The 26,501-nt window shown below is 67.3% G+C and carries 23 protein-coding genes and 1 pseudogene; 11 read left to right on the forward strand and 13 right to left on the reverse strand.

All coding sequences use genetic code 11. The features are described from left to right. Nucleotides 1-5: 5 nt before the first annotated feature. Nucleotides 6-1,751 (reverse strand): globin domain-containing protein, encoded by a 1,746-nt coding sequence (locus ACFYNL_RS16900; RefSeq protein WP_388803327.1) that lies wholly within the window; start codon nucleotides 1,749-1,751, stop codon nucleotides 6-8. Between the two features lie 416 nt (nucleotides 1,752-2,167). Next, nucleotides 2,168-2,800, reverse strand: a complete 633-nt coding sequence (locus ACFYNL_RS16905) for an HAD family hydrolase (RefSeq protein ID WP_388803329.1) — start codon at nucleotides 2,798-2,800, stop codon at nucleotides 2,168-2,170. Nucleotides 2,801-2,969: 169 nt separating this feature from the next. Here ACFYNL_RS16905 and ACFYNL_RS16910 point away from each other — a divergent pair, with 169 nt between their 5' ends. Continuing rightward, nucleotides 2,970-3,836 (forward strand): GNAT family N-acetyltransferase, encoded by an 867-nt coding sequence (locus ACFYNL_RS16910; RefSeq protein ID WP_388803332.1) that lies wholly within the window; start codon nucleotides 2,970-2,972, stop codon nucleotides 3,834-3,836. 121 nt (nucleotides 3,837-3,957) lie between these two features. Here ACFYNL_RS16910 and ACFYNL_RS16915 read toward each other — a convergent pair whose 3' ends face one another. Next, nucleotides 3,958-4,380 (reverse strand): heme-binding protein, encoded by a 423-nt coding sequence (locus ACFYNL_RS16915; RefSeq protein ID WP_388803335.1) that lies wholly within the window; start codon nucleotides 4,378-4,380, stop codon nucleotides 3,958-3,960. Nucleotides 4,381-4,468: 88 nt separating this feature from the next. Then, nucleotides 4,469-5,680: an MFS transporter gene (locus ACFYNL_RS16920; protein WP_388803338.1), complete on the reverse strand. Its 1,212-nt coding sequence runs from the start codon at nucleotides 5,678-5,680 to the stop codon at nucleotides 4,469-4,471. A 144-nt stretch (nucleotides 5,681-5,824) separates the two neighbouring features. Between ACFYNL_RS16920 and ACFYNL_RS16925 the strand changes: the two are divergent. Next, nucleotides 5,825-5,951 (forward strand): annotated as a pseudogene (locus ACFYNL_RS16925) (MarR family transcriptional regulator); the annotation flags it as partial. A 35-nt stretch (nucleotides 5,952-5,986) separates the two neighbouring features. After that, nucleotides 5,987-6,439: a GNAT family N-acetyltransferase gene (locus ACFYNL_RS16930; RefSeq protein WP_388803341.1), complete on the forward strand. Its 453-nt coding sequence runs from the start codon at nucleotides 5,987-5,989 to the stop codon at nucleotides 6,437-6,439. A gap of 46 nt (nucleotides 6,440-6,485) precedes the next feature. Here ACFYNL_RS16930 and ACFYNL_RS16935 read toward each other — a convergent pair whose 3' ends face one another. Both ACFYNL_RS16935 and dnaB read right to left on the reverse strand, forming a co-directional pair. After that, complete coding sequence (locus tag ACFYNL_RS16935) at nucleotides 6,486-7,877, reverse strand: serine hydrolase domain-containing protein (protein ID WP_388803344.1); 1,392 nt, start codon at nucleotides 7,875-7,877, stop codon at nucleotides 6,486-6,488. A 61-nt stretch (nucleotides 7,878-7,938) separates the two neighbouring features. After that, nucleotides 7,939-9,417, reverse strand: coding sequence for a replicative DNA helicase (gene dnaB / locus ACFYNL_RS16940; RefSeq protein ID WP_388803347.1), 1,479 nt, complete (start codon nucleotides 9,415-9,417; stop codon nucleotides 7,939-7,941). Between the two features lie 453 nt (nucleotides 9,418-9,870). Here dnaB and ACFYNL_RS16945 point away from each other — a divergent pair, with 453 nt between their 5' ends. Continuing rightward, nucleotides 9,871-11,214 carry an MATE family efflux transporter gene (locus ACFYNL_RS16945; RefSeq protein WP_388803349.1) on the forward strand — a complete coding sequence of 448 codons (1,344 nt, stop codon included), beginning with the start codon at nucleotides 9,871-9,873 and terminating at the stop codon, nucleotides 11,212-11,214. Between the two features lie 141 nt (nucleotides 11,215-11,355). Here the strand turns inward: ACFYNL_RS16945 and rplI are convergent, their stop codons facing one another. The 4 genes from rplI to rpsF form a co-directional block, all read right to left on the reverse strand. Continuing rightward, nucleotides 11,356-11,802, reverse strand: a complete 447-nt coding sequence (gene rplI / locus ACFYNL_RS16950; protein ID WP_019760035.1) for a 50S ribosomal protein L9 — start codon at nucleotides 11,800-11,802, stop codon at nucleotides 11,356-11,358. A gap of 18 nt (nucleotides 11,803-11,820) precedes the next feature. Beyond that, nucleotides 11,821-12,057 carry a 30S ribosomal protein S18 gene (gene rpsR, locus ACFYNL_RS16955; RefSeq protein WP_003949403.1) on the reverse strand — a complete coding sequence of 79 codons (237 nt, stop codon included), beginning with the start codon at nucleotides 12,055-12,057 and terminating at the stop codon, nucleotides 11,821-11,823. A gap of 80 nt (nucleotides 12,058-12,137) precedes the next feature. Then, entirely contained in the window at nucleotides 12,138-12,722 is a 585-nt protein-coding gene (locus tag ACFYNL_RS16960; protein WP_388803353.1) for a single-stranded DNA-binding protein, read from the reverse strand. A 77-nt stretch (nucleotides 12,723-12,799) separates the two neighbouring features. Next, nucleotides 12,800-13,090 (reverse strand): 30S ribosomal protein S6, encoded by a 291-nt coding sequence (gene rpsF, locus ACFYNL_RS16965; RefSeq protein ID WP_018566239.1) that lies wholly within the window; start codon nucleotides 13,088-13,090, stop codon nucleotides 12,800-12,802. Nucleotides 13,091-13,376: 286 nt separating this feature from the next. Here rpsF and ACFYNL_RS16970 point away from each other — a divergent pair, with 286 nt between their 5' ends. The 3 genes from ACFYNL_RS16970 (at nucleotide 13,377) to ACFYNL_RS16980 (ending at nucleotide 16,153) form a co-directional block, all read left to right on the forward strand. Next, nucleotides 13,377-13,688: a hypothetical protein gene (locus ACFYNL_RS16970; protein WP_388803355.1), complete on the forward strand. Its 312-nt coding sequence runs from the start codon at nucleotides 13,377-13,379 to the stop codon at nucleotides 13,686-13,688. A 216-nt stretch (nucleotides 13,689-13,904) separates the two neighbouring features. Then, nucleotides 13,905-15,023 carry a lipid II:glycine glycyltransferase FemX gene (locus ACFYNL_RS16975; protein WP_388803358.1) on the forward strand — a complete coding sequence of 373 codons (1,119 nt, stop codon included), beginning with the start codon at nucleotides 13,905-13,907 and terminating at the stop codon, nucleotides 15,021-15,023. Nucleotides 15,024-15,121: 98 nt separating this feature from the next. Beyond that, complete coding sequence (locus tag ACFYNL_RS16980; RefSeq protein WP_388803361.1) at nucleotides 15,122-16,153, forward strand: alanine racemase; 1,032 nt, start codon at nucleotides 15,122-15,124, stop codon at nucleotides 16,151-16,153. Nucleotides 16,154-16,265: 112 nt separating this feature from the next. On the opposite strand, the gene ACFYNL_RS16985 is transcribed toward ACFYNL_RS16980, so the two are convergent. Together ACFYNL_RS16985 and ACFYNL_RS16990 are read right to left on the reverse strand one after the other, a co-directional pair. Further along, a complete protein-coding gene (locus ACFYNL_RS16985) occupies nucleotides 16,266-17,765 on the reverse strand; it encodes a glycosyltransferase family 87 protein (protein ID WP_388803364.1) in 1,500 nt (499 codons plus the stop codon). 193 nt (nucleotides 17,766-17,958) lie between these two features. Beyond that, nucleotides 17,959-20,652 (reverse strand): transglycosylase domain-containing protein, encoded by a 2,694-nt coding sequence (locus tag ACFYNL_RS16990; RefSeq protein WP_388803367.1) that lies wholly within the window; start codon nucleotides 20,650-20,652, stop codon nucleotides 17,959-17,961. Between the two features lie 352 nt (nucleotides 20,653-21,004). Here ACFYNL_RS16990 and ACFYNL_RS16995 point away from each other — a divergent pair, with 352 nt between their 5' ends. From ACFYNL_RS16995 to ACFYNL_RS17010, 4 genes are all read left to right on the forward strand, one after another. Next, complete coding sequence (locus ACFYNL_RS16995; protein WP_388803370.1) at nucleotides 21,005-21,688, forward strand: helix-turn-helix transcriptional regulator; 684 nt, start codon at nucleotides 21,005-21,007, stop codon at nucleotides 21,686-21,688. Nucleotides 21,689-21,732: 44 nt separating this feature from the next. Further along, entirely contained in the window at nucleotides 21,733-22,815 is a 1,083-nt protein-coding gene (locus ACFYNL_RS17000) for an inositol-3-phosphate synthase (protein WP_217212360.1), read from the forward strand. Between the two features lie 89 nt (nucleotides 22,816-22,904). Further along, the gene (locus ACFYNL_RS17005) at nucleotides 22,905-24,167 is read left to right on the forward strand and encodes an MFS transporter (protein WP_388803373.1); all 1,263 of its coding nucleotides are present in this window, start codon (nucleotides 22,905-22,907) and stop codon (nucleotides 24,165-24,167) included. A 123-nt stretch (nucleotides 24,168-24,290) separates the two neighbouring features. Then, a complete protein-coding gene (locus ACFYNL_RS17010; protein WP_388803376.1) occupies nucleotides 24,291-24,752 on the forward strand; it encodes a hypothetical protein in 462 nt (153 codons plus the stop codon). Between the two features lie 102 nt (nucleotides 24,753-24,854). Here the strand turns inward: ACFYNL_RS17010 and ACFYNL_RS17015 are convergent, their stop codons facing one another. Beyond that, nucleotides 24,855-26,321: a CCA tRNA nucleotidyltransferase gene (locus ACFYNL_RS17015; protein ID WP_388803379.1), complete on the reverse strand. Its 1,467-nt coding sequence runs from the start codon at nucleotides 26,319-26,321 to the stop codon at nucleotides 24,855-24,857. Between the last annotated feature and the right edge of the window lie 180 nt (nucleotides 26,322-26,501).

Below are 26,501 nucleotides of genomic sequence, written 5' to 3' on the forward strand. Positions count from 1 at the left end.
CAGGGTCAGTCACCGGCGGCGGCCACCAGTTCCTCCAACGAGTCATGGCGTATGCGCTCGAACGGGATACCGATGTCCGTCAGCGCGTCCACACCCCTGCGGATCATGCCGGGCGGACCGGAGACAAACGCGTCGTACTCGGTCCAGGGTCCGTACTCACGCACGGCGTCGGGAAGCTTCAGCAGTCCGTGCCGGTCCACCACCGGGCGGACCTCCAGCCAGGGGTGGGACTGCTGGAGCCTGAGCAAGGTGTCGATGTCGTACAGGTCGTGGTCGCTGCGGGCGCCGTAGAAGACCTCGACCGGGCGCCGTCGACCGTGTTCGGCGATGTCTTCGACCAGGGCCTTGATGGGAGCTATGCCGGTGCCGCCGCCGAGGCAGAGCATTCCGCTGTCTGCGGTGTGGTCCACGGTCATCGAACCGGTCGGCGGGCCGAGGCGGATGATGTCCCCCGGCCGTGCACGGTGCACCAGCGCGTTGGAGACCCACCCCGCGGGCACGGCCTTCACATGGAACGTCAGCAGTCCGTCGGAGCGAGGCGCGGAGGCGAAGGAGTAGTGCCGCCAGATCCGCGGCCACCAGGGTGTCTCCACGCTTGTGTACTGCCCTGCGAGGAAGGGGTAGGGCTGGTCGGGACGGACGGTGACGACCGCTATGTCCGACGTTCTCAGGTCGTGCGACACGACCTCCGCGTACCACCAGGCCGGTGCGCGCAGTTCGTCAGCCGCCGCCGCGTCGATCATGACCTGCGAGATCGTCGTGTACGTCCGGACCCAGGCGGCCTCCGTCTCACCGTCCCAGACGCCGACGGCGTACTTGCTCAGCGCTCCGATGAGGCATTCGCCGACGGCCGGATAGTGCTCGGCCCGAGTGCCGTACTTGCGGTGGCCGCGGCCGAGGTTCTGCAGGTATGCGACGAGGACGGGTTTGTCGTCGATGTGCTCGGCCGCTGTGAGCAGAGCCTTGAGCAGCCGGTCGCGCTGGGTGTCCATCGCGGCCGGGAACAGCGAGCGAAGGTCGGGGTGACGTACGAAGAGCAGCGCGTAGAAGTACGAGGTGACCTTGTCGGCGACCGGGGTGATCTCGGCCATCGTCCGACGGATCAGGATTGCGTCCGGGGACGCGGCTGGGGCCGGGGCGGCGCGTTGGGCCGGAACCCGCGCCTGACGTGAGAGCGGGGAGAGGGAGGTGAGAGCCGACATCGGCTCTCGGGCTGAGGCGGCCTGAGCCTGGGCGGTGGCGGGCGCGGCCTGCCCTGCGGGCGAGAGGGGGGCCGAGGCCGGAACAGGCGGGGTGTGTCCTGCGGGCGAGGTGGCGGCAGGGGCCGCGGAAGAGGCGGCGTGACCTGGGGTCGAGGGCGTGACCGAGGCAGGGGGCGCGTGGCCTGGGGCCGACGCGGGAGGGGACGGCGCTTGGTCGAGGGGCGTGACGGAGGGGGCCGTCGACGGCGTGGGTGACAGGTGGCCCGGTGTGTCGCTCGGGGTGTCCGTGGCCGGTTCGGTGCCGACGTCCGTGTGCTCTCGCTGTACCGGGCTGGACGACGCGGCGGGCTGATCGCCGGCAGGGGCCGCCGGGACGGTGCCGTCGCCCGCCGTCGTCCTGCCGCGCGGGCGCATCGCTGCCAGGCGGCTGCCCTCAGCCGTCTCCTGTTCGCTGCCCTCAATGGTCGCCGGCTGCTTGCGCGGCGTGAACCAGCCACCCCCGCCGTCGGAAGAGCCATTGTCGGCCGACGTGGTGGTCGGAGCGTCCATGGTGTGCCTCGCCTCGAACATCTTTCGGTCGGTCTGCGCACTTCCTCGATGGGAAGGTGCCTGTTCCCCCGCGACGGCTTGCTTTCTCCCCGTTCGTTTTCGCGACCAATACGGCCACATTCAACCCGTATCCACACCCGGAACGGACAAGTAAGGCGAGAGTGTGACATTGGCCGCACTACTCTCACCGCAGCATCCCACCACCCGTGGGCGCCCCGACCGCATACCCGGGAATGCGGGTCTTCGATCTCTCCGTCCCATTAGGCTGCATTGCCTTGCGCTCTCGCGCCCGCGCCGGGGCTGCATCACAGCTCGGACACGAACCGGAGTCGACCCTACCGGCCGCTGCTCCGATCACAAGTCCCCCCTTCCTCTCTCACGAATGGGGCGAGGGAGCGAACGAGCATTTCCTTCAACTACCTTCCGTGGCGCACCAATTCATAGGCTTCCCACAGATCCATCCCCTTGTAGGAGTGGGTCGCGAGTCCGGCAACATGGTTGTCCGCGTTGACCGCGACGGATACCGGCACCGCTCCGAACAGGTCCTTGTCCGACAGCGAATCCCCATAGGCGACGCAGTCGGCACGCGCTACTCCGAACTCCTCACAGAGACGGTCGGCTATGCGGACCTTGGCCGCCGCACTGAGCACGCCGGTCGGGTCGACGGGCTCTGTGAACGGCACGGCTGGAAAGCGGGAGCCATGCGCCGCGTGCGCGCCCCAGCCCGTCAACCGCTCTACGAAGAAGGAGGGGGAGAGCGACACGACGGCGCAGTAGTCGCCCCGTCCCCTGATTTCCGCCCAGACGTCACGGATACGTGCCAGCCAAGGCGCGCCCTCGAATGCGGCTGCCACATGAGCCTCGGTGAGATCCGCCCACAGGGCGTGCACCCGCGTCGCGTACTCAGGAGGCCCGATCAGCCCTGCCGAGATCTCTCGGTCCAACGCGACGGTCTCCGCTTCCAGCCCGAGTTGCCGTGAGATTTCCACGGGGGCGGAGGTCCCGTGCAGAAGAGTGCCATCAAGGTCGAAGAGGTGAAGTCTCGCCATGAGCCATGAGGCTAATGCGAGGTGCCGTCATCGCCGTTCGTCCATGTTTCACGTGAAACACCGCCATCGTTCGGCAGGTTGTGCGGTGGACCACGACATGGCCAAAAGCCCGTACGTCTCTACGGAAACCGCTGGACGGCCAGGGCAGTAGTCAGACAGCCTGACCTGCGTGCCGACTCCTTCCCTTGCCGCTCTGCCGATCCGCCGTCTGACGCCACGCGACCTCACCGCCTGCGCCGACTTGTCCGAGAACCGGGGATGGCCCCGGGAGGAACACAAGTGGCAGTTCCTGCTCACAGCGGGGACGGGCTATGGCATCGACGACCCCGACGGTGGGCTCGTCAGCGCCTGTGTGGTCACGGAGTACGGGCCTCAGGGCCGCCCCCAGCTCGGAGCCATCGGCATGGTCCTGGTCGCCGAGCGGCACTCCCGTCGAGGGATCGGGCGCCGGCTGATGCAGCACGTCATCTCCCACATGGGCCCGACACCCCTGACCCTGCACGCGACGCCCAACGGTCGACCGCTGTACGAGGATCTCGGCTTCAAGGCCATCGGCCGGGCGGAGATGCTGCGTGGGCATTTCACGCCCGGGTCCTGGGGGCCCCAGGTCTCCACGCGTGCGGCCACCGCCGAGGACCTCACCGCGATCCTGCGGCTCGACGAGGAGGTGTTCGGAGTCGATCGCACCCACATCATCACGCGGCTGCCCGCATTCGCCGACCAACTGCGCGTCGCTGAGGAGAACGGCCGGATCATCGGCTACGCCGGCGCCTGGCCCAACATGGACACGCAGGTCGTCGGCCCCTTGATCGCCCGTGACACGGAGACCTCGAAGGCGCTCATCGCCTCCCTCGCCGCCCACACCGACCGTCCTCTGCGTACGGACATCGATGTACGCCACGAGGAACTGCTGGCCTGGGCGAAGCAGCACGGGCTGGCCTCCATTTTCTTCAACGCGGTCATGGCGTACGGCGTCTCGGAACTGCCCGGCGACTGGTCGCGACGGTTCGCTCCGCTGACGGTGGCGGCAGGCTGAGGCACCGGGCCACAGGCTGAGGCGCTCGGTCCGAGGCTGAGGCCCTCGATCTGAGACTGCGATCCGCGTGGCGAACGCCGGTCCCGTCGGGACCGGCGTTTCGTCGTCGCACGGGCCTCGCTCAGGCAAGGGCCTCGATCGCGGCGATCGCGAACTGGTGGTCCTGCTCCGGCGCCCCGCCGCCGACTCCGATCGCCCCGACCAGCCGGCCGTCGCGGTGGATCGGTACACCGCCCGCGATGAACAGCAGCGGCCGATCGAGCGCCGTGGGCAGGGTGTGGAAGAGCCCTCCGGGCTGTACGGCGTCGACGAGATCGGCGGTGGGAGCGGCGAGCTGCAGCGCCGTGTACGCCTTGCGGGTGCTCGTCTCCCCGGAGATGAGCACAGCTCGGTCGTCCCGCCGGAAGGCCAGCAGATGGCCTCCGGCATCCAGGACCGTGACGCTGACCGTCGCCCCCGCGGCCTCGGCGGCCCGGTGGGCGGCCGCGACGAGAGCATCGGCGTCCTGGATGGTCAGGGGTGCTACGGCGGTGACGGTGCTCATGGTCTTTCTCCTTGCGATGGGGTGCTGAGGTGGATCTCATGAAGCCGAAGCGCCGCGGGGGCTGCCCTGACCCCGCGGCCGGGTCGGCTCAGTGGTGTACGGCAGTTCGTTGCTCGGCGGGCTGGGTGCCGGTGACGACGGTGCTCGGGGACGCCCCGCCGCGGCGCTCCAGTGCGGCCGAGAGGAAGGCGAGCAACAGCGCGGCCGCGGCGAGGGCGGCGCCGACCCAGTTCGGGGACGTGTAGCCGTAGCCGGCCGAGATGACGAGGCCGCCGAGCCAGGCCGCGAGGGCGTTGCCGAGGTTGAAGGCGCCGATGTTCACTGCCGAGGCCAACGTCGGGGCGCCATGGGCCTGGTCCAGGACGCGCTTCTGCAGCGGAGGGACGGTGGCGAAGCCCAGGGCGCCGATCAGCGCGATGGTCACGGCTGCGAGGACCTTGCTCTGAGCGGTGAACGTGAAGAGCGCGAGCACGACGGCGAGAGCGCCCAGAGAGACGTAGAGCATGGGCATCAACGCCCGGTCGGCGTACTTGCCGCCGACGAGGTTGCCGCCGACCATGCCGAGGCCGAAGAGGACCAGCAGCCAGGTGACGGAACCGTCGGCGAATCCGGTGACGTGGGTCATCATCGGCGCGATGTAGGTGATGGCCGCGAAAACGCCGCCGAAGCCGAGGACCGTCATCGCCATGGCGAGCAGCACCTGGGCGTTCTTGAAGGCCGCCAGTTCGTGGCGAAGGTGGACGCCTTGCGCCTTGTCCATGTCCGGGACGAGCTTGGCTATGCCGACCAGCCCGACGACGCCGAGGGCGGCAACGATCCCGAAGGTGGCGCGCCAGCCGACGGTCTGCCCGACGAACGTCCCCAGCGGAACACCGACGACATTGGCGAGGGTCAGTCCGGTGAACATCATCGCGATGGCTCCGGCCTTCTTGTCCGGGGCGACCAGGTCGGCCGCGACGACCGAACCGATACCGAAGAAGGCGCCGTGAGCGAGCGAGGCGACGACACGACCGATCAGCATCGCGGCGAAGCCCGGGGCCAGAGCGGACAGCAGGTTGCCGAGGATGAACAGGCCCATCAGGAGCATCAGCATCCGCTTGCGGGAGACCTTGGTGCCGAGCGCGGTCATCAGCGGCGCGCCCAGAACCACGCCGAGGGCGTAGCCGGTCACGAGCAGCCCGGCGGTGGGGATGGAGACCTCGAAGTCGCCCGCCACCTCGGGCAACAGACCCATGATCACGAACTCTGTCGTCCCGATTCCGAAGGCCCCGATCGCGAGGGCCAGAAGCGCGAGAGGCATGAGAGGGAACACCTTCCCAGAAGATTGCAGGAGCGCTTAACGAGTGCTGACAATACTTGCACACGCGGCATAATTACAAGCGCGGGCATTCTGCTCCTGCGTCCACAAGACATCGGCCAGCCCGAGAAGGGCGGACACCATGCCGGCAGGATCGAGGCGCGCATGGTGCGCGCCCTGCAGACCGGGCACGACCTCAGCGCGCGCGAGTACTCCCTGCTCGACGTCCGCGGTCGACAGAAGCGGCGAAGGCGACCACCTGCAGATGCGTCAGAGCGTCACACTTCCGGCGCCGCATAGGGTGCCGGCATGGGAGATCTTGAGATACGAGCCGCCGTAGCCGATGACATCTCTGCGATCGTCGGCATGCTCGCCGACGATCCATTGGGCGCCCAGCGTGAATCACCGGACGACCTGGCCCCGTACATGGCCGCACTGGAGCGCCTCAGTAGCGATCCGAACCAGCACCTGGTCGTCGCCGTACGCGAGAGCCGTGTCGTCGGCACGCTGCAGCTCACCGTCATTCCCGGGCTGTCCCGGCGCGGCTCCACGAGGTCCATCATCGAAGCCGTACGCATCCACGCCGACGAGCGGGGCAGCGGCCTGGGAACGCTGCTCATCGAGTGGGCAATCGAAGAATCCCGACGGCAGGGCTGCCAGTTGGTGCAGCTGACCTCGGACAAGACCCGCACGGACGCCCACCGCTTCTATGAGCGTCTCGGCTTCACGGCCTCACACGTGGGCTTCAAGCTGCAGCTCTGACAGAGAAAAGCGCCTGTTTCACGTGAAACAGGCGCTCACCACATCGTCAGAACGAACCGCTCCCCCGCCAACCGTCGGGATCCACACCACCCGGAACGGCAGCACCCTCGTCATACGGCTGACGCGTGAAGACGAACGACCCGAGGTCCAAGTGGTCCACCGCCCCGTCGGGGCGCCGTACGGCCTTCAGGAGCTCACCGGCGTAGTACCCCTCCAGCCCGGTCCAGGTGCCATCACCGTTGGCACGGAATCGCGACCGGCGGCCCTTGCCGGACAACGGCTCCAGCGAGACGAGCCCGTCAGCGGTCAGCCGCAGGGCGAAGGCATGCGTTCCCCAGTACCACTGACCGGCCAGCTCCAGTTCCCCCGCGTCGACGTCCCGCATCGGCCGCCAAGGCTGAGGCATCCGTGGCTCGGCCTCGGCGACGATCCGGACGAGGTCGGCGGCTACAAGGGACACCAGCGGACCAGAGGTGCAGTTGGCCAGCACCACGGCCGCCACATCGTCCTCCACGCTGATCGTCAGGCTCGCCAGGAACCCCGGCAAGGATCCGCCGTGCCCCACCAGGAGCCGCCCCTCCCGATGCTGGACCTGCATACCGAGGCCGTACGCCGCTCCGTCCACCACATCCGTGGCCTCCGGCGGCGCCGCCGGTGTCCGCATCTCCCGTACGGACGCGGCACTCAACACGCGGTCATCGCCCCTGGCAAGGAAGACAGCGAACCGCGCCAGATCCGCGGCTGTCGACCACAGTTGGCCGGCCGGCTCCATCCGGCCCAGATCCTCGACGGGCTCGGGAAGCATCACATCGGCCCAGGGGTGCACGGCCCAGCCACCCGCATGCGGTGCCTGCGGACGTGTACTCGTACGGTCCAGGCCCAGAGGTTCGAGCACTTCCCGCCGAAGTACGTCCCCCCAGGGAGCGTCCCTCAGCTTCTCCACCAGTGCGCCCAGCAGCGTGTAGCCGGGGTTGGAGTAGTGGAAACGGCGCCCCGACGGATGCAGAAAGGGCTGCTCACCGAGCACGTCGGACAGCTCGGGTCGCAGTGATCCGGGCGTCCTCTCCCACCAGGGCCCGGGTGACTCGGCCGCCAACCCGGCGGTGTGCGCGAGCAGTTCGGCGATGGTCGCCTCCCCCGCTCCCGTGCCCGGAAGATGCTTCTCCAGCGGATCACCGAGGTCGAGCAGACCCTCGTCGCGCAGGCGGAGGACGAGAACAGCGGTGAAGGTCTTGGTGATCGAACCGATGCGGTACTGCACGTGTTCATCCGGCCCATGTCCGTCCACCGAGGTACGCGAACCGTGCCACACGGCCTTCCCACCTCGCACGACCGAGGCGACCAGCGAGGGCGCACGCCCTTCGGCCTGCGCCACGGCGATGCGGTGCAGCAGTGCACGGCGGGTGCCGGGCAGCAACCCTTCCTGAGATGTCGTCATGCCCACAGTCCATCCTGTGGGCAGCCGGGAGTCGAACGCATAACCCCCGAGTGCGGCGGTATCAGGTCTGCGCCATGTCCACGAACCGCGAGTAGTGGCCCTGGAAGGCTACCGTGATGGTCGCGGTCGGACCGTTACGGTGCTTGGCCACGATCAGGTCGGCCTCACCCGCACGGGGCGACTCCTTCTCGTAGGCGTCCTCGCGGTGCAGCAGGATGACCATGTCGGCGTCCTGCTCGATGGAGCCGGACTCACGCAGGTCGGAGACCATGGGCTTCTTGTCCGTACGCTGCTCGGGACCACGGTTCAGCTGGGAGAGGGCGATGACCGGGATCTCCAACTCCTTGGCGAGCAGCTTGAGGTTACGGGACATGTCCGAGACCTCCTGCTGACGGCTTTCGGCGCGCTTGGAGCCGCCGGACTGCATCAGCTGGAGGTAGTCGATGACGACGAGCTTGAGGTCGTTGCGCTGCTTCAGCCGACGGCACTTGGCCCGGATCTCCATCATCGACAGGTTCGGAGAGTCGTCGATGTAGAGCGGGGCGGCCGAGACATCGGGCATCCGGCGGGCCAGCCGCGTCCAGTCCTCGTCGGTCATCGTGCCCGAGCGCATGTGGTGCAGGGCGACCCGCGCCTCTGCGGACAGCAGACGCATCGCGATCTCGTTGCGGCCCATTTCCAGGGAGAAGATGACGCTCGGCAGGTTGTTCTTGATCGACGCGGCCCTGGCGAAGTCCAGCGCGAGCGTCGACTTACCCATGGCCGGACGGGCGGCGATGACGATCATCTGGCCCGGGTGCAGTCCGTTGGTGAGCGAGTCGAAGTCCGTGAACCCCGTGGGGACCCCGGTCATCTCCCCGCTTCGGGAGCCGATCGCCTCGATCTCGTCGAGCGCGCCCTCCATGATGTCGCCGAGCGGCAGATAGTCCTCACTGGTGCGTTGCTCGGTGACCGCGTAGATCTCGGCCTGCGCCCGGTTGACGATCTCGTCGACATCGTCGTCAGCCGCGTATCCCATCTGCGTGATACGGGTGCCCGCCTCGACCAGGCGGCGCAGCACGGCACGCTCATGCACGATCTCCGCGTAGTACTCGGCGTTCGCCGCGGTCGGCACCGTCTGGACGAGGGTGTGGAGATACGCGGCCCCGCCCACCTTGTTGATCTCACCGCGCTTGGTGAGTTCGGCGGCGATGGTGATGGGGTCGGCCGGCTCGCCCTTGGCGTAGACGTCGAGGATCGCCTGGAAGATCGTCTCGTGGGCGGGCTTGTAGAAGTCGTGGCCCTTGAGGACCTCGACGACATCGGCGATGGCGTCCTTGGAGAGGAGCATGCCGCCGAGGACGGACTGCTCAGCGTCGAGATCCTGCGGTGGTACCCGCTCGAAGGCGGAACCGCCGCCGTCCCAGTCCCCGGTGTCCCGGCCGCGATCGTGCTGTTCGTCACGGCCCCGGCCGCTGTCGCCGCGGCGGCGGGAGGCGGGCAGACGATCGCTGGGACCGCTGTCGGCCCACGGATCGTCCAAGGGCTCGGAAATGCTCACCGAGCCACCTCCTCCCGTCCGCAGAGCGGACCTCGCCGTGCCCCTCAGTTCTACGGCACGCCACTGACAAATAAGAGGCCCAACTCCGGTTCTGGCTCGCCGGTTTTGTGCCGGTTTCCCGGCCGACGGACGGAGTGGGCGCCGGACCACGGTAGGCCCGCGGGCACCGTCAGCCAATCTGGTTATCCACAGGCCATGTGGACGACGGCCCCGATGCTGTGGAGAACTCCGCAAAACCTGTGCACGACACGGTGGACAGCCCTGTGAACAAGCTTCGAGTGATTCGCAGACAGCTGGGTTGACCTGCACGTTTACCGTCCACGGGCTGTGCAGAAGAAAAACTTCCCCAGTCGGGGCAAGATCGGCTCGAACAGTGCGCAGAGACACACAGCCCATGACGGCAAGTAAGGGTCAGTACTCCATTGCATCTCTTACCTGTGGACGATTAGATTGATGGCCATGACACAGGCTCCCGTGACGCCCAAGGCCGCACGACGACAACACGACCGCGAGATCGTCGCACTGGCCGTGCCTGCCTTCGGCGCACTGGTCGCCGAGCCCCTTTTCGTCATCGTCGACAGCGCGATTGTCGGCCATCTGGGCACCGCACAGCTCGCCGGCCTGGGGGTCGCCTCGGCTCTTCTCCTCACAGCCGTCAGCATCTTCGTCTTCCTCGCCTACGCCACCACAGCGGCTGTGGCCCGCCGCGTCGGCGCCGGTGATCTCCAAGCCGCCATCCGCCAGGGAATGGACGGCATCTGGCTGGCCCTCCTCCTCGGCGCCGGCGTCATCGCGGTCGTCCTGCCGATGGCACCGTTCCTCGTCGAACTCTTCGGCGCCTCGGACACCGCGGCCCCCTACGCGACCACCTACCTGCGGATCTCTGCACTCGGCATCCCCGCCATGCTCGTCGTACTCGCCGCCACCGGCGTTCTGCGTGGCCTGCAGGACACCAAGACCCCTCTCTACGTCGCGATCGCGGGCTTCATCGCCAACGCCGCCCTCAACGCAGGTCTCGTCTATGGCGCCGACCTCGGCATTGCGGGCTCTGCCTGGGGGACCGTCATCGCCCAGTGGGGCATGGCTGCGGCCTATCTCGTGGTCGTGGTCCGCGGCGCCCGCGAGCACGGTGCCTCCCTGCGCCCCGACGCAGCCGGCATAAGAGCCTCGGCGCAAGCCGGGGTGCCCCTCCTGGTCCGGACCCTCTCCCTGCGGGCGATTCTCCTGATTGCCACAGCTGTCACAGCCCGGCTCGGGGACGCCGACATCGCGGCGCACCAGATCATCCTGTCGTTGTGGAACTTGCTCGCCTTCGCGCTGGACGCCATCGCCATCGCCGGGCAGGCCATCATCGGGAGGTACCTCGGGGCGGGTGACGCCCAGGGCGCCCGAGCCGCCTGTCGACGCATGGTGGAGTGGGGCATCGCCGCCGGCGTTCTGCTCGGCCTGCTCGTGGTGATCGCCCGACCGGTCTTCCTGCCGTTGTTCACCAGCGACACGACCGTCCAGGACACTGCCCTGCCTGCACTACTCGTGGTGGCACTCTCCCAACCGATCTGCGGAGTCGTGTTCGTCTTGGACGGCGTCCTGATGGGAGCGGGCGACGGCCCCTACCTGGCATGGGCCATGGTGCTCACACTCGCGGTATTCACTCCCGTAGCGCTGCTCATCCCAGCGGTGGGCGGCGGCCTCACCGCGGTGTGGGCGGCCATGACCCTGATGATGACGGTGCGCATGCTGACGCTCTGGGTGCGCACCCGTTCAGGCCGTTGGATCGTCACGGGCGCCACGCGTTGACGGTTTCACGTGAAACACGCTGTTTCACGTGAAACGGGGACCGGGTTTCTCCTCGGCCCGGCCAGGTGAGGACGCACAGCAAAGGGGCCGTACCCCAGCGGGTACGGCCCCTTTGCTCAGCTGTTCAGCCGAGCGCGGCCATCAGGCCGCGATGACCTCGATGTTGACCTTGGCGGCAACCTCGGGGTGCAGACGCACGGACGTCTCGTGGGCGCCCAGGGTCTTGATCGGCGCGCCGAGCTCGATGCGGCGCTTGTCGACCTCGGGGCCACCAGCAGCCTTGATCGCGGAAGCGATGTCGGCCGGGGTGACGGAACCGAAGAGACGACCGGCGTCGCCGGAGCGGACGGCCAGACGAACCTTGACCGCCTCGAGCTGGCCCTTGATCTGGTTGGCCTGCTCGATGGTCTGGATCTCGTGAATCTTGCGAGCACGACGGATCTGCTCGACGTCCTTCTCGCCACCCTTGGTCCAACGGATAGCGAACTTCCGCGGGATCAGGTAGTTGCGAGCGTAACCGTCCTTGACGTCGACGACGTCGCCCGCGGCACCGAGGCCGGAGACCTCGTGGGTGAGGATGATCTTCATGTGTCAGTCACCCTTCCCTTAGCGCGCGGTGGAGGTGTAGGGCAGCAGCGCCATCTCACGGCTGTTCTTGACGGCCGTGGCGACGTCACGCTGGTGCTGCGTGCAGTTGCCGGTCACGCGGCGGGCACGGATCTTGCCGCGGTCGGAAATGAACTTCCGCAGCATGTTCGTGTCCTTGTAGTCCACGTACGTGACCTTGTCCTTGCAGAAAGCGCAGACCTTCTTCTTAGGCTTGCGCACAGGCGGCTTCGCCATGGTGTTTCTCCTGTGTGATCAAGAAGTTTGGGTACGACCCGCCCTTGACCCGGACCGGCCTCGAAGGCCGACCCGAAGGCCTAGAAGGGGGGCTCGTCCGAGTAGCCGCCACCGCCGCCGGAGCCACCGCCCCAGCCGCCGCCACCGCCCTGCTGGCCACCGGCGGGAGCGCCGGTCGCCCACGGGTCGTCAGCGGGAGCGCCGCCGCCCTGCTGGCCGCCACCGGGGCCACCGCCCCAGCCGCCGCCACCCTGGCCGCCACCGCCACCGCCGCCGTAGCCGCCGCCCTGGCCACCGCGGCCGCTGGTCTTGGTGACCTTGGCCGTGGCGTTGCGCAGGCTGGCGCCGACTTCCTCGACGTCCAGCTCGTAGACCGTGCGCTTGACGCCCTCACGGTCCTCGTAGGACCGCTGCTTCAGCCGGCCCTGCACGATGACGCGCATGCCTCGCTGGAGCGACTCCGCGACGTTCTCCGCCGCCTGACGCCAGACCGAGCAGGTCAGAAAGAGGCTCTCGCCGTCCTTCCACTCGTTGGTCTGGCGGTCGAAGGTGCGGGGGGTGGACGCGACACGGAACTTCGCGACCGCCGCACCGGAAGGGGTGAAGCGCAGCTCGGGGTCATCGACAAGATTGCCGACGACCGTGATGACGGTCTCGCCTGCCATGGGGGAACCTCTCGGCGGGTTTGCTCTGGCTGCTTGGTTGCTGCTGCTCGGATCCCGAGATCAACTGAGCCGGAAGCTCAGTGGGTCTCGGGGCGGAGGACCTTGGTCCGGAGGACCGACTCGTTCAGGTTCATCTGGCGGTCGAGCTCCTTGACGACCGCAGGCTCGGCCTGCAGGTCGATGACCGAGTAGATGCCCTCGGGCTTCTTCTTGATCTCGTACGCGAGACGACGACGACCCCAGGTGTCGATCTTCTCGACCTTTCCGCCGCCGTCACGGACGACAGAGAGGAAGTTCTCGATCAGCGGGGAGACAGCGCGCTCCTCGACGTCGGGGTCGAGGATGACCATCACCTCGTAGTGACGCATGTGGAACCCACCTCCTTTGGACTCAGCGGCCACGGTCGTTCCGTGGCAGGAGGGTTGTGATGCGTACGCAACGGTATCGGCCGCCACTGACAATGGGGGCCGGCCAGCGGTTTCCCCTGCGTGGACTGGGCGGACACCCTGGCATGGCCTGGGCAGACACCGGTGCAGACGGTACAGACTACCTGCACACGTGCTTCCGGTTGAAATCAGCCCCGGAAGCCCGTCAGTCTGTACACATCGGGTGTGTATGGCGCTACGATGCGCCGTCTTCCGCAGGAGGTGCCCTATGGCACAGGCATTGCGACCCAACACCGTCGGCGGCCTTTTCGCCACGGACGGAAAGCCCCATCCCCTCCAGGACACCCTGCTGGTGGTGACCCTGGTGCTCGGTATCACGGCTTTCGTCACGGCGATGTTCCACGACCTGCACCTGCTCAGCTCCTGGACCGGCCTGGTGGGCATCCTCACCGGCGCGTACGGACAGTGGATCTCGGAGACGACCCGAGGGCGCTTCGGCCTGATCATCGGCCTGGGCGCCTCGGCCATCGGCTTCTTCCTCGGCATGGCGCACGGTGGCCTCTTCGGCGGGGTCTTCTGACGCCAGGGACACCGTCCATCCCCGCCTCGGCGGCGGGGGTCGTCCTCCGAACACCGGTAGAACGCCGCATAGAACACGATCGAACGCCTCGGCGGCCCACGAGCCGGGGCGAAGCATCCGTACGCCCAGTCGAGGCGCGCCCGAGGCGCAGTAGGCTTCCGCGAGAGCCGGAGCCCCTGAACCCATGGGGACACACCAGCCCGAGGAGCGCCCCGAATGAGCCTGACCCTGAGGACGATCAGTCGCGAGCAGCATCTGGCATACATCCAGAGCCTGCCGTCGGCGAGCCACATGCAGGTCCCGGCCTGGGCGGACGTCAAGGCGGAGTGGCGCTCGGAGAGCCTCGGCTGGTTCGACAAGAGCGGTGAGCTCGTCGGCGTGGGCCTCGTCCTCTACCGTCAGCTGCCCAAGATCAAGCGCTACCTCGCCTATCTGCCCGAAGGCCCGGTCATCAACTGGTTCACGCCAAATCTGACCGACTGGCTGGAACCGATGCTGGCGCACCTCAAGCACCAGGGCGCTTTCTCCGTGAAGATGGGCCCGCCGGTGATCATCCGCCGCTGGGAGGCCACCTCCATCAAGGCGGGTATCCAGAACCCGGACGTGAAGCGGCTGCGCGACATCGAGGCCGACTTCATCGAGCCGCGTGCCTTCGAGGTCGCCGACAAGCTCCGTCGTATGGGCTGGCAGCAGGGCGAGGACGGCGGTGCCGGCTTCGGCGACGTCCAGCCGCGCTACGTCTACCAGGTGCCTCTGGCGAACCGGTCTCTGGAAGAGGTCCACAAGAACTTCAACCAGCTGTGGCGCCGCAACATCAAGAAGGCCGAGAAGGCCGGCGTAGAGGTCGTCCAGGGCGGCTACGAGGACCTCGCGGAATGGCAGCGGCTCTACGAGATCACGGCGGTGCGTGACCACTTCCGGCCCCGCCCGCTGTCGTACTTCCAGCGCATGTGGACGGCTCTCAACACCGAGGACCCCAACCGTATGCGGCTGTACTTCGCCCGCCACAACGGTGTGAACCTCTCGGCGGCGACCATGCTGATCGTCGGCGGCCACGTCTGGTACTCCTACGGCGCCTCCGACAACATCGGCCGTGAGGTCCGGCCCTCGAACGCGATGCAGTGGCGGATGCTGCGCGACGCCTACGCCCTCGGCGCGACCGTCTACGACCTGCGCGGCATCTCCGACTCGCTGGACGAGACCGACCACCTCTTCGGTCTGATCCAGTTCAAGGTGGGCACCGGTGGTCAGGCCGCCGAGTACCTCGGCGAGTGGGACTTCCCGCTGAACAAGCTTCTCCACAAGGCGCTCGACATCTACATGTCGCGTCGCTGACCTCGCGATCCCCTCTTCGATACCGTCACATGCTGCACCGTCGATAGCTTCCATATCTCTGATACACCGCAGCCACGAGAAAGGTTCCAGGTCCGGCCATGGCGCTCACGCTCTACGTCGACACCGCGCGCTGGCGGGCGCACCACAAGCACGTCCAGGAGCAGTTCCCGGGGCTCGTCCCGGTCTGCAAGGGCAACGGCTACGGCTTCGGGCACGAGCGGCTGGCGGAGGAGGCCACCCGCCTGGGCTCCGACGTGCTCGCCGTCGGCACGACGTACGAGGCCGCGCGCATCAAGGACTGGTTCAGCGGTGATCTGCTGGTACTGACGCCGTACCGGCGCGGTGAGGAGCCGGTGCCGCTGCCCGACCGGGTCATCCGCTCGGTGTCGTCGGTGGACGGCGTCTACGGTCTCGTCGGCGCACGCGTGGTCATCGAGGTGATGTCCTCGATGAAGCGGCACGGAGTCAGCGAGCGCGACCTGCCGCAGCTGCACGCCGCCATAGAGAACGTCCGCCTCGAGGGCTTCGCCATCCACCTGCCCCTGGACCGTACCGACGGCTCGGACGCCGTCGAGGAGGTCATCGGCTGGATGGACCGTCTGCGTGCCGCGCGGCTGCCGCTGCACACGATGTTCGTCAGCCACCTCAAGGCCGAAGAACTCGCCCGTCTGCAGCAGCAGTTCCCGCAGACCCGCTTCCGCGCCCGTATCGGCACGCGGCTGTGGCTCGGGGACCATGACGCCACCGAGTACCGCGGGGCGGTCCTGGACGTCACGCGCGTCTCCAAGGGCGACCGCTTCGGCTACCGGCAGCAGAAGGCGGCCTCGGACGGCTTCCTGGTGGTCGTGGCAGGCGGTACGTCCCATGGGGTGGGCCTGGAGGCCCCCAAGGCCCTGCACGGCGTCATGCCGCGCGCCAAGGGCGTTGCCCGGGCCGGCCTCGCCACCGTGAACCGGAACCTTTCTCCCTTCGTGTGGGGCGGCAAGCAGCGATGGTTCGCGGAGCCGCCCCACATGCAGGTCTCGATCCTGTTCATCCCGTCGGACGCTCCCGAGCCGAAGGTCGGCGACGAGTTGGTCGCCCATCTGCGGCACACCACCACCCAGTTCGACCGGATCGTCGACCGCTGAACGATCCAGTTCCACCCCGTGACCGGTGACGCGACGGCGCCCGGAACGGGAAGAGGCCGTACACGGCTCCTCGTGTACGGCCTTCCTCATGTGCCGGCTGCGCCCCGTTCGCTCAGAGCGAACTCCCTGTCGTCCCGCGTTCGCCCCATGCCACCTGCGGCCCCTCGAAGTGGACCGCATGCCGCGGAGGATGAGCCGCGGGGCCGAAAACGAAGACATCCTCCGCCCGATCGAGCACACCACCCGAAGGGTCGTCGTCACCGGCCCGGCGCACCGGGTCCCGCTCGGGCATCAGGATGTCCCGCACCACGACGGCGCACATGTACAGCGTCCCCAGCAGGTGCACGCCGACGGCCCAGTGGTAGCCGTCCGGCGGCAGTCCCTTGTGGGCGTCCCCGCTGGTCGTATACGCGAGGTACATCCAGATGCCCAGGAAGTACGCGACCTCGCAGGCCTGCCAGATGAGGAAGTCCCGCCATCTCGGCCGGGCCAGGACGGCCAGGGGAACCAGCCACAGGACGTACTGCGGCGAGTAGACCTTGTTGGTGAGGATGAACGCCGCGACGATCAGGAAGGCCAGCTGGGCGAAGCGCGGACGGCGCGGCGCGGTGAGCGTGAGCGCGGCGACGCCCACACAGCACAGCAGCATCAGCAGCGTCGCGAGGGTGTTCACGGTCTCCGTGCTCAACGGGTCGCTGGAGTTCTGGGCCAGGATGAGCCAGAACGATCCGAAGTCGACGCCCCGCTCCTGACTGAACCGGTAGAACTGCGACCACCCGTCCCAGGCGAGCAGCATCACCGGAAGGTTCACGACCAGCCAGGCGCAGACGGTGCCGCCCAGGGCCTTTCCGAAGTCACGCCACTTGCCCGCACGCCAGCACAGAATGAACAAGGGGCCGATCAGGAAGACCGGATAGAGCTTCGCGGCCGTGGCGAGCCCCAACAGGACACCGAAGGCCAGCGAGCGACCTCGCGACCACATCAGCATCGCGGCGGCCGTCAGAGCGACGGCCAGCAGGTCCCAGTTGATGGTCGCCGTCAGTGCGAAAGCGGGCGCAAGAGCGACCAGCAGACCGTCCCAGGGGCGCCTGGCATGGGTGCGGGTCACACAGACAGCGATGGCGGCCGCGCACACCATCAGCATCCCGGCATTGACCATCCAGTACCACTGCTGCTGGTCCTGCATACTGCCGCTGCCAGTCGTCAGCCAGGAGGCGACCTCCATGAACACACCGGTCAGCACCGGGTATTCGAGGTACTCCATGTCACCGGGGAGCTTGTCGAAGTACGGCACGAGCCCATCAGCGAAGCCACGGCCCTGGTAGAGGTGCGGGATGTCCGAGTAGCAGGCATGCGTGTACTGCGAGCTGGCGCCGAAGAACCAGGCACCGTCGTAGCAGGGCGCCTTCTGTACCAGGCCGAGGGCGAACATGCCGATGGTCACGAGCGCGATGATCCGCACGGGGGTCCACCAGGAGGTCCCGAGCAGCGCACGCCGTCCGATGGGGCCGCCGATCAGCTCGCTTCCGCTCGCGGCGACCTCGTCCTCCTTGGTCGGCCGCACCCGGTCCGGCTCGTGCGCGCTCGTGGGCGTCGTTTCTGCACTGGGCATGGGGGACATCCTGCCGTACCAGTCTGAGAACGGTGCCAGGACGACCTGGTGCGGGGGCCGAGTGTTTCACGTGAAACCGACGTTTCACGTGAAACAGTCCGCTGCCCCGGGCACGGGCAGGAGAAAGGCCGGTGGCCGGCACCCACGTCATGGGTACCGGCCACCGGCCTTCGCTCATCGGGTGAGCTGCCGGTCAGCCTGAGGGTCCACCGAAAATGCCCCCGTTGCCGTTGCCATTGCCGTTGTTGTTGCCTGCCGTTTCCGTCGGTGTAGGCGTCGGCGTCGAGGTCACGCCCCCGTCCGTGCCGCCGTTGTCGGAACCGCCGATCTCATTGCACTGGAAACCGAAACAGGTCTCGCTCGGTGTGGGGGTCGGCGAGGTCAGCGACTCACTGGGCGTCGGGCTCGGCGTCGGGCTGGCCTCCTCCGTCTCGCTGGGCGTGGGAATGGGCGTCGGGGTCGGGATGTCGTTGACGACCACACCGATGGGCTCCGGCGTCGGGAACGGCAGCGGCTTGGTGTTCTTCAGCGCCTGTTCCATGTAGTCGTGCCAGATCTCGGCCGGGAACGACGCACCGTGGATCTTCTCCTGGCCACCCGTTCCGAACATCTTCAGGAACTCGCGGTTCTGGTTCTTCTCGTTGTCGTCCAGCCGGAACATGGCGATCGACGTGGAGAGCTGCGGGGTGTAACCCACGAACCAGGCCGACCGGTTGCCGTCGGTGGTACCCGTCTTGCCGGCCACCTGGCGGTCGGACAGCTGGGCGCTGGTACCCGTGCCCTTCTCGACCACGGTCCTCAGGACGTCCGTGACGTTGTCGGCGACCGCCTCGGTGAAGGCCTCCTCGGTCTGGGTCTTGTGGGTGAAGACCGTGCCGTCCTTGTCCTTCACCTGCTTGACGGAGAAGGGATCACGCTGCTTTCCGCTGGTCGCGAAGGTGGCGTAGGCACCGGCCATACGGATCGCGCTGGGCTGCGAGGTTCCGATGGAGAAGGACGGGTAGTCAGCACCGGCCAGGCTGGTCTTGAGGATGCCCGCGTCGATGGCGGCCTCCTTGACCTTGTCCAGCCCGACGTCCATGCCGAGTTGCACGAAGGCGGAGTTCACGGACTCCCTCATCGCCTCACGCAGGTCGATCCGGTAGGCCGGGGGAGTGCCGTACGACTGATCACCGTCGTTGACCTGGTTCCACTCCTCGCCCTTCTCGTTCCGCCAGATGTTGCCCTGGTAGTCCCTGATCTTCAGCTTGTTCTTACCGCTGTACAGGCTCTTCGGGGAGACCTTGGTGCGCTCGTCCTGTGCCTGGATCGGCTCGAGATCCGGGTCGCGCACACCCCATTTCATGGCGGCCGCCAGTACGAACGGCTTGAACGTCGAACCGACCTGCGCACCGGTCACGTCAGCGTTGTTGGTGAAGTGCTTCGTCGCGTCCGTGCCGCCGTAGATGGCCTTGATGGCCCCGGTCGCCGGATCCACCGAAGCCCCACCGAACTGGACGTGGGTGTCGGTCTCCGGCCGCTGCTTGGGCTTGATGTTGGCCTTGTAGACCTTCGTGACCGCCTTCTCGAGCTGGTCGACCTTCTTCTTCTCGAAGGTCGTGTAGATCGAGAGGCCGCCCTCACGCAGCTTCTCCTCGGTGATCCCCGTCGTCTTACTGTTGTTGACCAGGTATCCGTTGGCGAGGTCGACGAGGTAGCCGATCTGGCCGCTCAACGCGGTGTTGAAGCGCGGGTTCTTCACGTCGGGCAGCTTGGTGTACTTGGCTCGCACATCGGGGCTCAGATGCCCGTACTCCACCATCTTGTTGAGGGTGTCCTGCATCTGCCCGAGGGCCCGCTTGCTGTTGGCCTTGGCCGTGGCCGCCGGGTCGATGGACGTCGAACCCGCGGGGTCGTAGTACGTGGCGCCCTTGAGCATGGCCGCCAGGAAGGCGCACTCGCCTTCGTTCAGCTCTATGGCGTCCTTGTCGAAGTAGGCGCGGGCCGCGGCCTGGATCCCGTAGGCGTTGCGCCCGTAATAGGCGGAGTTCAGGTAGCCCGCCATGATCTCGTCCTTCGTCAGCTTGGCGCCGACCTTGACCGAGATGAAGATCTCCTTGAACTTGCGGGAGAGCGTCTGCGACTGGTCTCCCAGCCTGGCGTTCTTCACGTACTGCTGGGTGATGGTGGAGCCGCCCTGTGTCTGGCCACCGGTGGCCATGTTGAACACGGCCCGGGCAATGCCCTTCGGGTCGATACCGCTGTCGCTGCGGAAGGTCTTGTTCTCCTGCGAGATCACCGCGTTCTGCATGGCCTTGGGGATCTGCGCCAGGTTGACGATCTGCCGGTTGGTCTCGCCACCGGTGGAGACCATCTCGGAACCGTTGGACCAGTAGTAGACGTTGTTCTGCGCCTCGGCGGTCTCGTCGATCTTGGGAATGCCCACCATGGCGTACCCGATGCCCGCCACAGCCACCAGGCTGCCCATGAAGGCGATGAACAGACCCGCCACGAGCTTCCACGACGGCAACCAGCGCGCGACGCCGTACTTGCCCGACCGCGGGTAGTCGACGAACCGCTTCTTTCCAGGGGGCACGGTCCGTCCCCGGCCCCGCCCGGGACCGTTCGGCCCGCCCGGAGCGGCACGGCGGCCGCCGCGTTCCGGTTCGGCCGCTCTGCGGCGGCCCCCACCGCTTCTCTGGGCAGCGCGACGTGCCTCGGCGCGACCGCCGTACTGACGTTCCTCGCCTCCCGAACCGCTGTAACCCGACCCGTACGAGTCGGAAGGAGATCCGGTGGCGCCTCGCGGTGCCGCGCGGCGGCCGGAGGACGAGCCGGTCTGACCGCGTCGGGCAGCGGCACGTCCGCCTCCCTGCGGCTGCGGCGGTTTGCGACGGTGCTCGCTCATCGAACGACTACTCCTCGGGCAGGCGCACCCCTGGGCGCCTGGCAACGGCGGCTGTTTTCCGGTCCCCCCGAAGTACGGATGCGGTCGGTTCCGCATTCACCCGTACTGCACCAAGGACGACGACGCTCTCAGGTGTCACTCGGTTCCCGGTGGTGTGCATGGCGCACAGACTACGCACCGTCAAAGCCCGCCTAGCCCCGAACTTCACCCCAAATAGGGCAAGTCGCCCCACATGAATCGTTGATGTGATCCCGTTCACCGTTCCCCCACTTGTCGCCCCCGGAAGGCCGTTCTATCGTCTTGATGTATCGAGTCGATACATCAGCGCGAGATAAGCCGAGGAGGCGAGGGGATGAGCCGACGTTCCGGGATCCTCGAGTTCGCCGTTCTCGGACTACTCCGCGAATCCCCGATGCACGGCTATGAGCTGCGCAAACGACTCAATACGTCGCTAGGCGTGTTCCGTGCGTTCAGCTACGGCACGCTCTATCCCTGCCTCAAGACGCTGGTCGCCAACGGCTGGTTGATCGAGGAACCGGGGAACACCGCCGAGGACGCCCTCGCCGCACCACTCGCGGGGCGTCGCGCCAAGATCGTCTATCGGTTGACGGCTGAAGGTAAGGAACACTTCGAGGAGCTGCTGTCACAGACCGGCCCCGACGCGTACGAGGACGAGCACTTCGCTGCCCGATTTGCCTTCTTCGGACGCACACCCCAGGACGTACGCATGCGCGTGCTGGAGGGCCGTCGCAGCCGGCTGGAGGAGCGCCTGGAGAAGATGCGCGCCTCCCTCGCCCGTACGCGGGAGCGCCTCGACGACTACACGCTTGAGCTCCAGCGCCACGGGATGGAGTCCGTGGAGCGCGAAGTGCGCTGGCTGAACGAGCTCATCGAGAGCGAGCGGGCCGGGCGGGACCTGAAGGGTTCCGCTTCCGGGGGGTCCGCTCAGCAGGACACCACATCTGGAGAGCCGGGCGATCTGCCCCGTCCCGGGGGTACCCCCGGGACGGATTCGCCCGGCGACACCGCCACGTGAGAGCCCGGTCAGGGCCTCACTCGTACACACAGGGAGCAACCGGAATGGGTTCGGTTCGCGTAGCCGTCGTCGGCGTCGGCAACTGCGCCGCGTCGCTGGTTCAGGGAGTCGAGTACTACAAGGACGCCGACCCGGCGTCCAAGGTCCCCGGCCTGATGCACGTGCAGTTCGGCGACTACCACGTCCGTGACGTCGAGTTCGTCGCCGCCTTCGATGTCGACGCGAAGAAGGTCGGCCTCGACCTCGCGGACGCGATCGGCGCCAGCGAGAACAACACGATCAAGATCTGCGACGTGCCGCGCACCGGTGTGACCGTCCAGCGCGGCCACACCCTCGACGGTCTCGGCAAGTACTACCGCGAGACCATCGAGGAGTCCGCCGAGGCCCCGGTCGACGTCGTCCAGGTCCTCAAGGACAAGCAGGTCGACGTCCTCGTCTGCTACCTGCCCGTGGGCTCCGAGGACGCGGCGAAGTTCTACGCCCAGTGCGCCATCGACGCCAAGGTCGCCTTCGTCAACGCTCTGCCGGTCTTCATCGCCGGTACGAAGGAGTGGGCGGACAAGTTCACCGAGGCGGGCGTCCCGATCGTCGGCGACGACATCAAGTCCCAGGTCGGTGCCACGATCACGCACCGCGTCATGGCGAAGCTGTTCGAGGACCGGGGCGTCGTCCTGGACCGCACGATGCAGCTGAACGTCGGCGGCAACATGGACTTCAAGAACATGCTGGAGCGCGACCGCCTGGAGTCCAAGAAGATCTCCAAGACGCAGGCCGTCACCTCCCAGATCCCCGACCGGGAGCTCGGCGAGAAGAACGTCCACATCGGCCCGTCCGACTACGTCGCCTGGCTCGACGACCGCAAGTGGGCGTACGTCCGCCTGGAGGGTCGCGCCTTCGGTGACGTCCCGCTGAACCTGGAGTACAAGCTGGAGGTCTGGGACTCCCCGAACTCCGCCGGCGTCATCATCGACGCCCTGCGCGCCGCGAAGATCGCCAAGGACCGCGGCATCGGCGGCCCGATCCTGTCGGCGTCGAGCTACTTCATGAAGTCCCCGCCGGTCCAGTACTTCGACGACGAGGCCCGCGAGAACGTCGAGAAGTTCATCAAGGGTGAAGTCGAGCGCTGAGGCTCGCTCAGAAACGCTCCTGCCAGAGCTGTTGAGGGTCCCCGGGTTGTACCGCCCGGGGACCCTCCCCGTATGTGAGGCTGGGCCCCATGTCCGTCGTACGCGACCTGCGGGTCCTGCTGCGCTTCCGGGACTTCCGGCGCCTGCTCGTCGTACGCCTGTTCTCGCAGGGTGCCGACGGCGTCTACCAGACCGCGCTCGCCACGTACGTCGTCTTCTCCCCGGAGAAACAGACCTCGGCCGCCGCGATCGCTTCCGCGATGGCCGTCCTGCTCCTGCCGTACTCCCTGGTGGGGCCCTTCTCCGGGGTCCTGCTGGACCGCTGGCGACGCCGCCAGGTCCTGCTGTACGGCAGCCTTCTGCGTACGGTACTGGCCTCGGCGACGGCTCTCCTGATCATCAGCCAGGTACCGGACTGGCTCTTCTACGTCTCGGCGCTGTGCGTCACCGCCGTCAACCGCTTCGTCCTGTCCGGCCTCTCAGCCGCACTCCCGCGTGTCGTCGACGACGAGCGACTCATGATCGCCAACTCCCTTTCCCCGACCGCCGGAACACTCGCCGCCACCGCGGGTGCCGGACTGGCCTTCCTCGTGCGGCTGGTGGCCTGGGACTCCGATGCCGCCGTGGTGCTTCTGGGGGCCGTCCTGTACCTGTGCGCCGGCCTGGCGTCACTGCGCATGACACGGGAACTGCTCGGCCCGGACTCGTCATTGGTACAGCCACGGGTCGCGGCAGCGCTCTCCGGTACGGTTCGCGACCTGGCCGCGGGTGTACGCCATCTCGCCACTCCACCGCGTCGGCAGGCCGCGTGGGCACTGTTCGCGATGACCCTGATGCGCTTCTGCTACGGCGCCCTGCTGGTCATGCTGCTGATGCTCTGCCGGTACGCCTTCTCGTCGCAGGCATCCGATGGACTCGCCCTGCTGGGGCTGGCGTTGGGGACCTCCGCCGCCGGATTCTTCACGGCGGCAGTACTGACACCGTGGGTGGCGGGACGGCTGGGGCCCGACCGATGGATCGTCGCGTGTGCCGGCACCGCGGCGCTGCTGGTGCCCGCTCTCGGCCTGCCCTTCGCTCCAACTCCCATGCTGCTGGCGGCGTTCGTCCTCGGCCTGACGACACAGGGAGCGAAGATCGCGACGGACACCGTCGTGCAGACCTCGGTCGAGGACGGCTTTCGCGGCCGGATCTTTTCGGTCTACGACGTGCTGTTCAACGTCGCCTTCGTCGGCGCCGCCGGAGTCGCCGCCCTGATACTGCCGCCGGACGGCCGCTCGGCGCCGCTCTTGGTCACAGTCTCCGTTATCTACGCAGCAGTTGCTGCAACTATGGCCCGATTTGGACGCCAGTAAGTGTCACATCAATGACACAGAGTCCCTTTCGGCCATGGGGTTGTCAGTGACTGCCGATAACTTACGTGCGTCTTATCTCGCGCATTGTTCGCGTTGCGCACCCATGTTCTAGGGGGACCCCCAGTGACAACTCCGCCGCCCCAAGGCAACCCGTTCGCCCAGGGCCAGCCGCCGCAGGGCCAGGCTCCGTATCCGCAGCAGCCGGGTGAGCCCGGGTTCCCCCAGCAGGGAGCGCCGTACGCGCCTGTTCCGCCGCAGCCCGAACGCAAGTGGACCTTCAAGAAGATCAAGAACATCGTCGTGGCGGTGGTCGTCGCCGGCGTGGTCGTCGGAGGCTTCATAGCCAGCCGGGACGACGCCAGCACGGCGAGCGTCGGCGATTGCATGAGCATCGGCAACCCGGACAGCATCACCGACCCGGACCTCGAAGTCGTGGACTGCAGCGACTCGAAGGCCGCCTACAAGGTGGCCGAGAAGCAGGACGGCACCTCCGCCAACTGCGACCGTACGAAGTACGCCGAGTACACGGAGACCCGCAAGGGAGACTCCTTCACCCTGTGCCTCGCGGAGTACTCGTCCAAGTAGGTCTCAGCCATACGCACCGAGGGGCGATGTTTCACGTGAAACATCGCCCCTCGGCGTCCCCCAGGCACGTTTCACGTGAAACATGGCCACAGAGCCCGGGTCTCAGCCCTGCTCAGCCCACCACTCCTTGAGCGCCTCGACTGCGGCCTCGTGCTCCAGCGGCCCATGCTCCAGCCGCAGCTCCAGCATGTGCTTGTAAGCGCGACCGATGACCGGCCCCGGTCCGACACCGAGGATCTCCATGATCTGGTTGCCGTCGAGGTCGGGGCGGATGGCATCCAGCTCCTCCTGCTCCTGGAGCTGAGCGATGCGCTCCTCCAGGCCGTCGTAGGCGCGGGACAGTGCGGCCGCCTTGCGCTTGTTGCGCGTGGTGCAGTCCGAGCGGGTCAGCTTGTGGAGGCGACCCAGGAGCGGGCCCGCGTCACGGACGTAGCGGCGGACGGCGGAGTCCGTCCACTCGCCGGTGCCGTAACCATGGAAGCGGAGGTGGAGCTCGACCAGACGTGAGACGTCCTTCACCAGCTCATTGGAGTACTTGAGCGCGGTCATGCGCTTCTTGGTCATCTTCGCGCCGACCACCTCGTGGTGGTGGAAGGAGACCCTGCCGTCCTTCTCGAAGCGGCGTGTCCGGGGCTTACCGATGTCGTGCAGCAGCGCGGCCAGACGCAGGGTCAGGTCGGGCCCGTTCTCCTCCAGCGCCATCGCCTGCTCCAGGACGATCAGCGTGTGCTCGTAGACGTCCTTGTGCCGGTGATGCTCGTCGCTCTCCAGCTGCAGGGCCGGGAGCTCGGGCAGCACGTGCTCGGCGAGCCCGGTGTCGACCAGCAGGGTCAGGCCCTTGCGCGGGTTGGCGGAGAGGATCAGCTTGTTCAGCTCGTCCCGTACACGTTCCGCGGACACGATCTCGATACGGCCGGCCATGTCCCTCATGGCCGTCACCACCTCGGGTGCCACCTCGAAGTCGAGCTGTGCCGCGAAACGCGCCGCCCGCAGCATGCGCAGCGGATCGTCCGAGAAGGACTCCTCCGGGGTGCCCGGAGTCCGCAGCACTCGCGCCGCGAGGTCCTCCAGCCCGCCGTGCGGATCGATGAACTCCTTCTCCGGCAGCGCGACGGCCATCGCGTTCACGGTGAAGTCACGCCGTACGAGGTCCTGCTCGATGGAGTCGCCGTACGACACCTCGGGCTTGCGTGAGGTGCGGTCGTAGGCCTCCGACCGGTAGGTCGTCACCTCGATCTGGAAGTCTCGATCAGCGCCTTCGCCACGGGCGCTCTTCTGCGCGCCGACCGTACCGAAGGCGATCCCGACCTCCCACACGGCATCGGCCCACGGGCGCACGATCTTCAGTACGTCCTCGGGGCGGGCGTCGGTCGTGAAGTCCAGGTCGTTGCCGAGTCGGCCGAGCAGCGCGTCCCGGACCGATCCGCCGACCAGGGCGAGCGAGAACCCGGCCTCCTGGAAGCGGCGGGCGAGGTCGTCGGCGACAGGGGCCACCCGCAGCAGTTCACTCACCGCACGGTGCTGCACCTGACTCAGGACACTGGGCTTTTCTTCGTTGGCGTTCGGCACAACAGAAGAGGGTACGTGGCCGCGGCGACCATGAGCGCCTCCATTAAATGCGCACACCATGAGCAGGGACAGCTCTGTGCATACAGGCACAAGGGACGGCCCTTGCGACGCACTGAAGCGCTCCCCTTATACCCGCACATACAGGACAGGCCCGGCTCGGTGATCCGATCTTGTGGAGCA

The sequence above is a fragment of the Streptomyces sp. NPDC007808 genome, assembly GCF_042868655.1.
Taxonomy (GTDB): Bacteria; Actinomycetota; Actinomycetes; order Streptomycetales; family Streptomycetaceae; genus Streptomyces.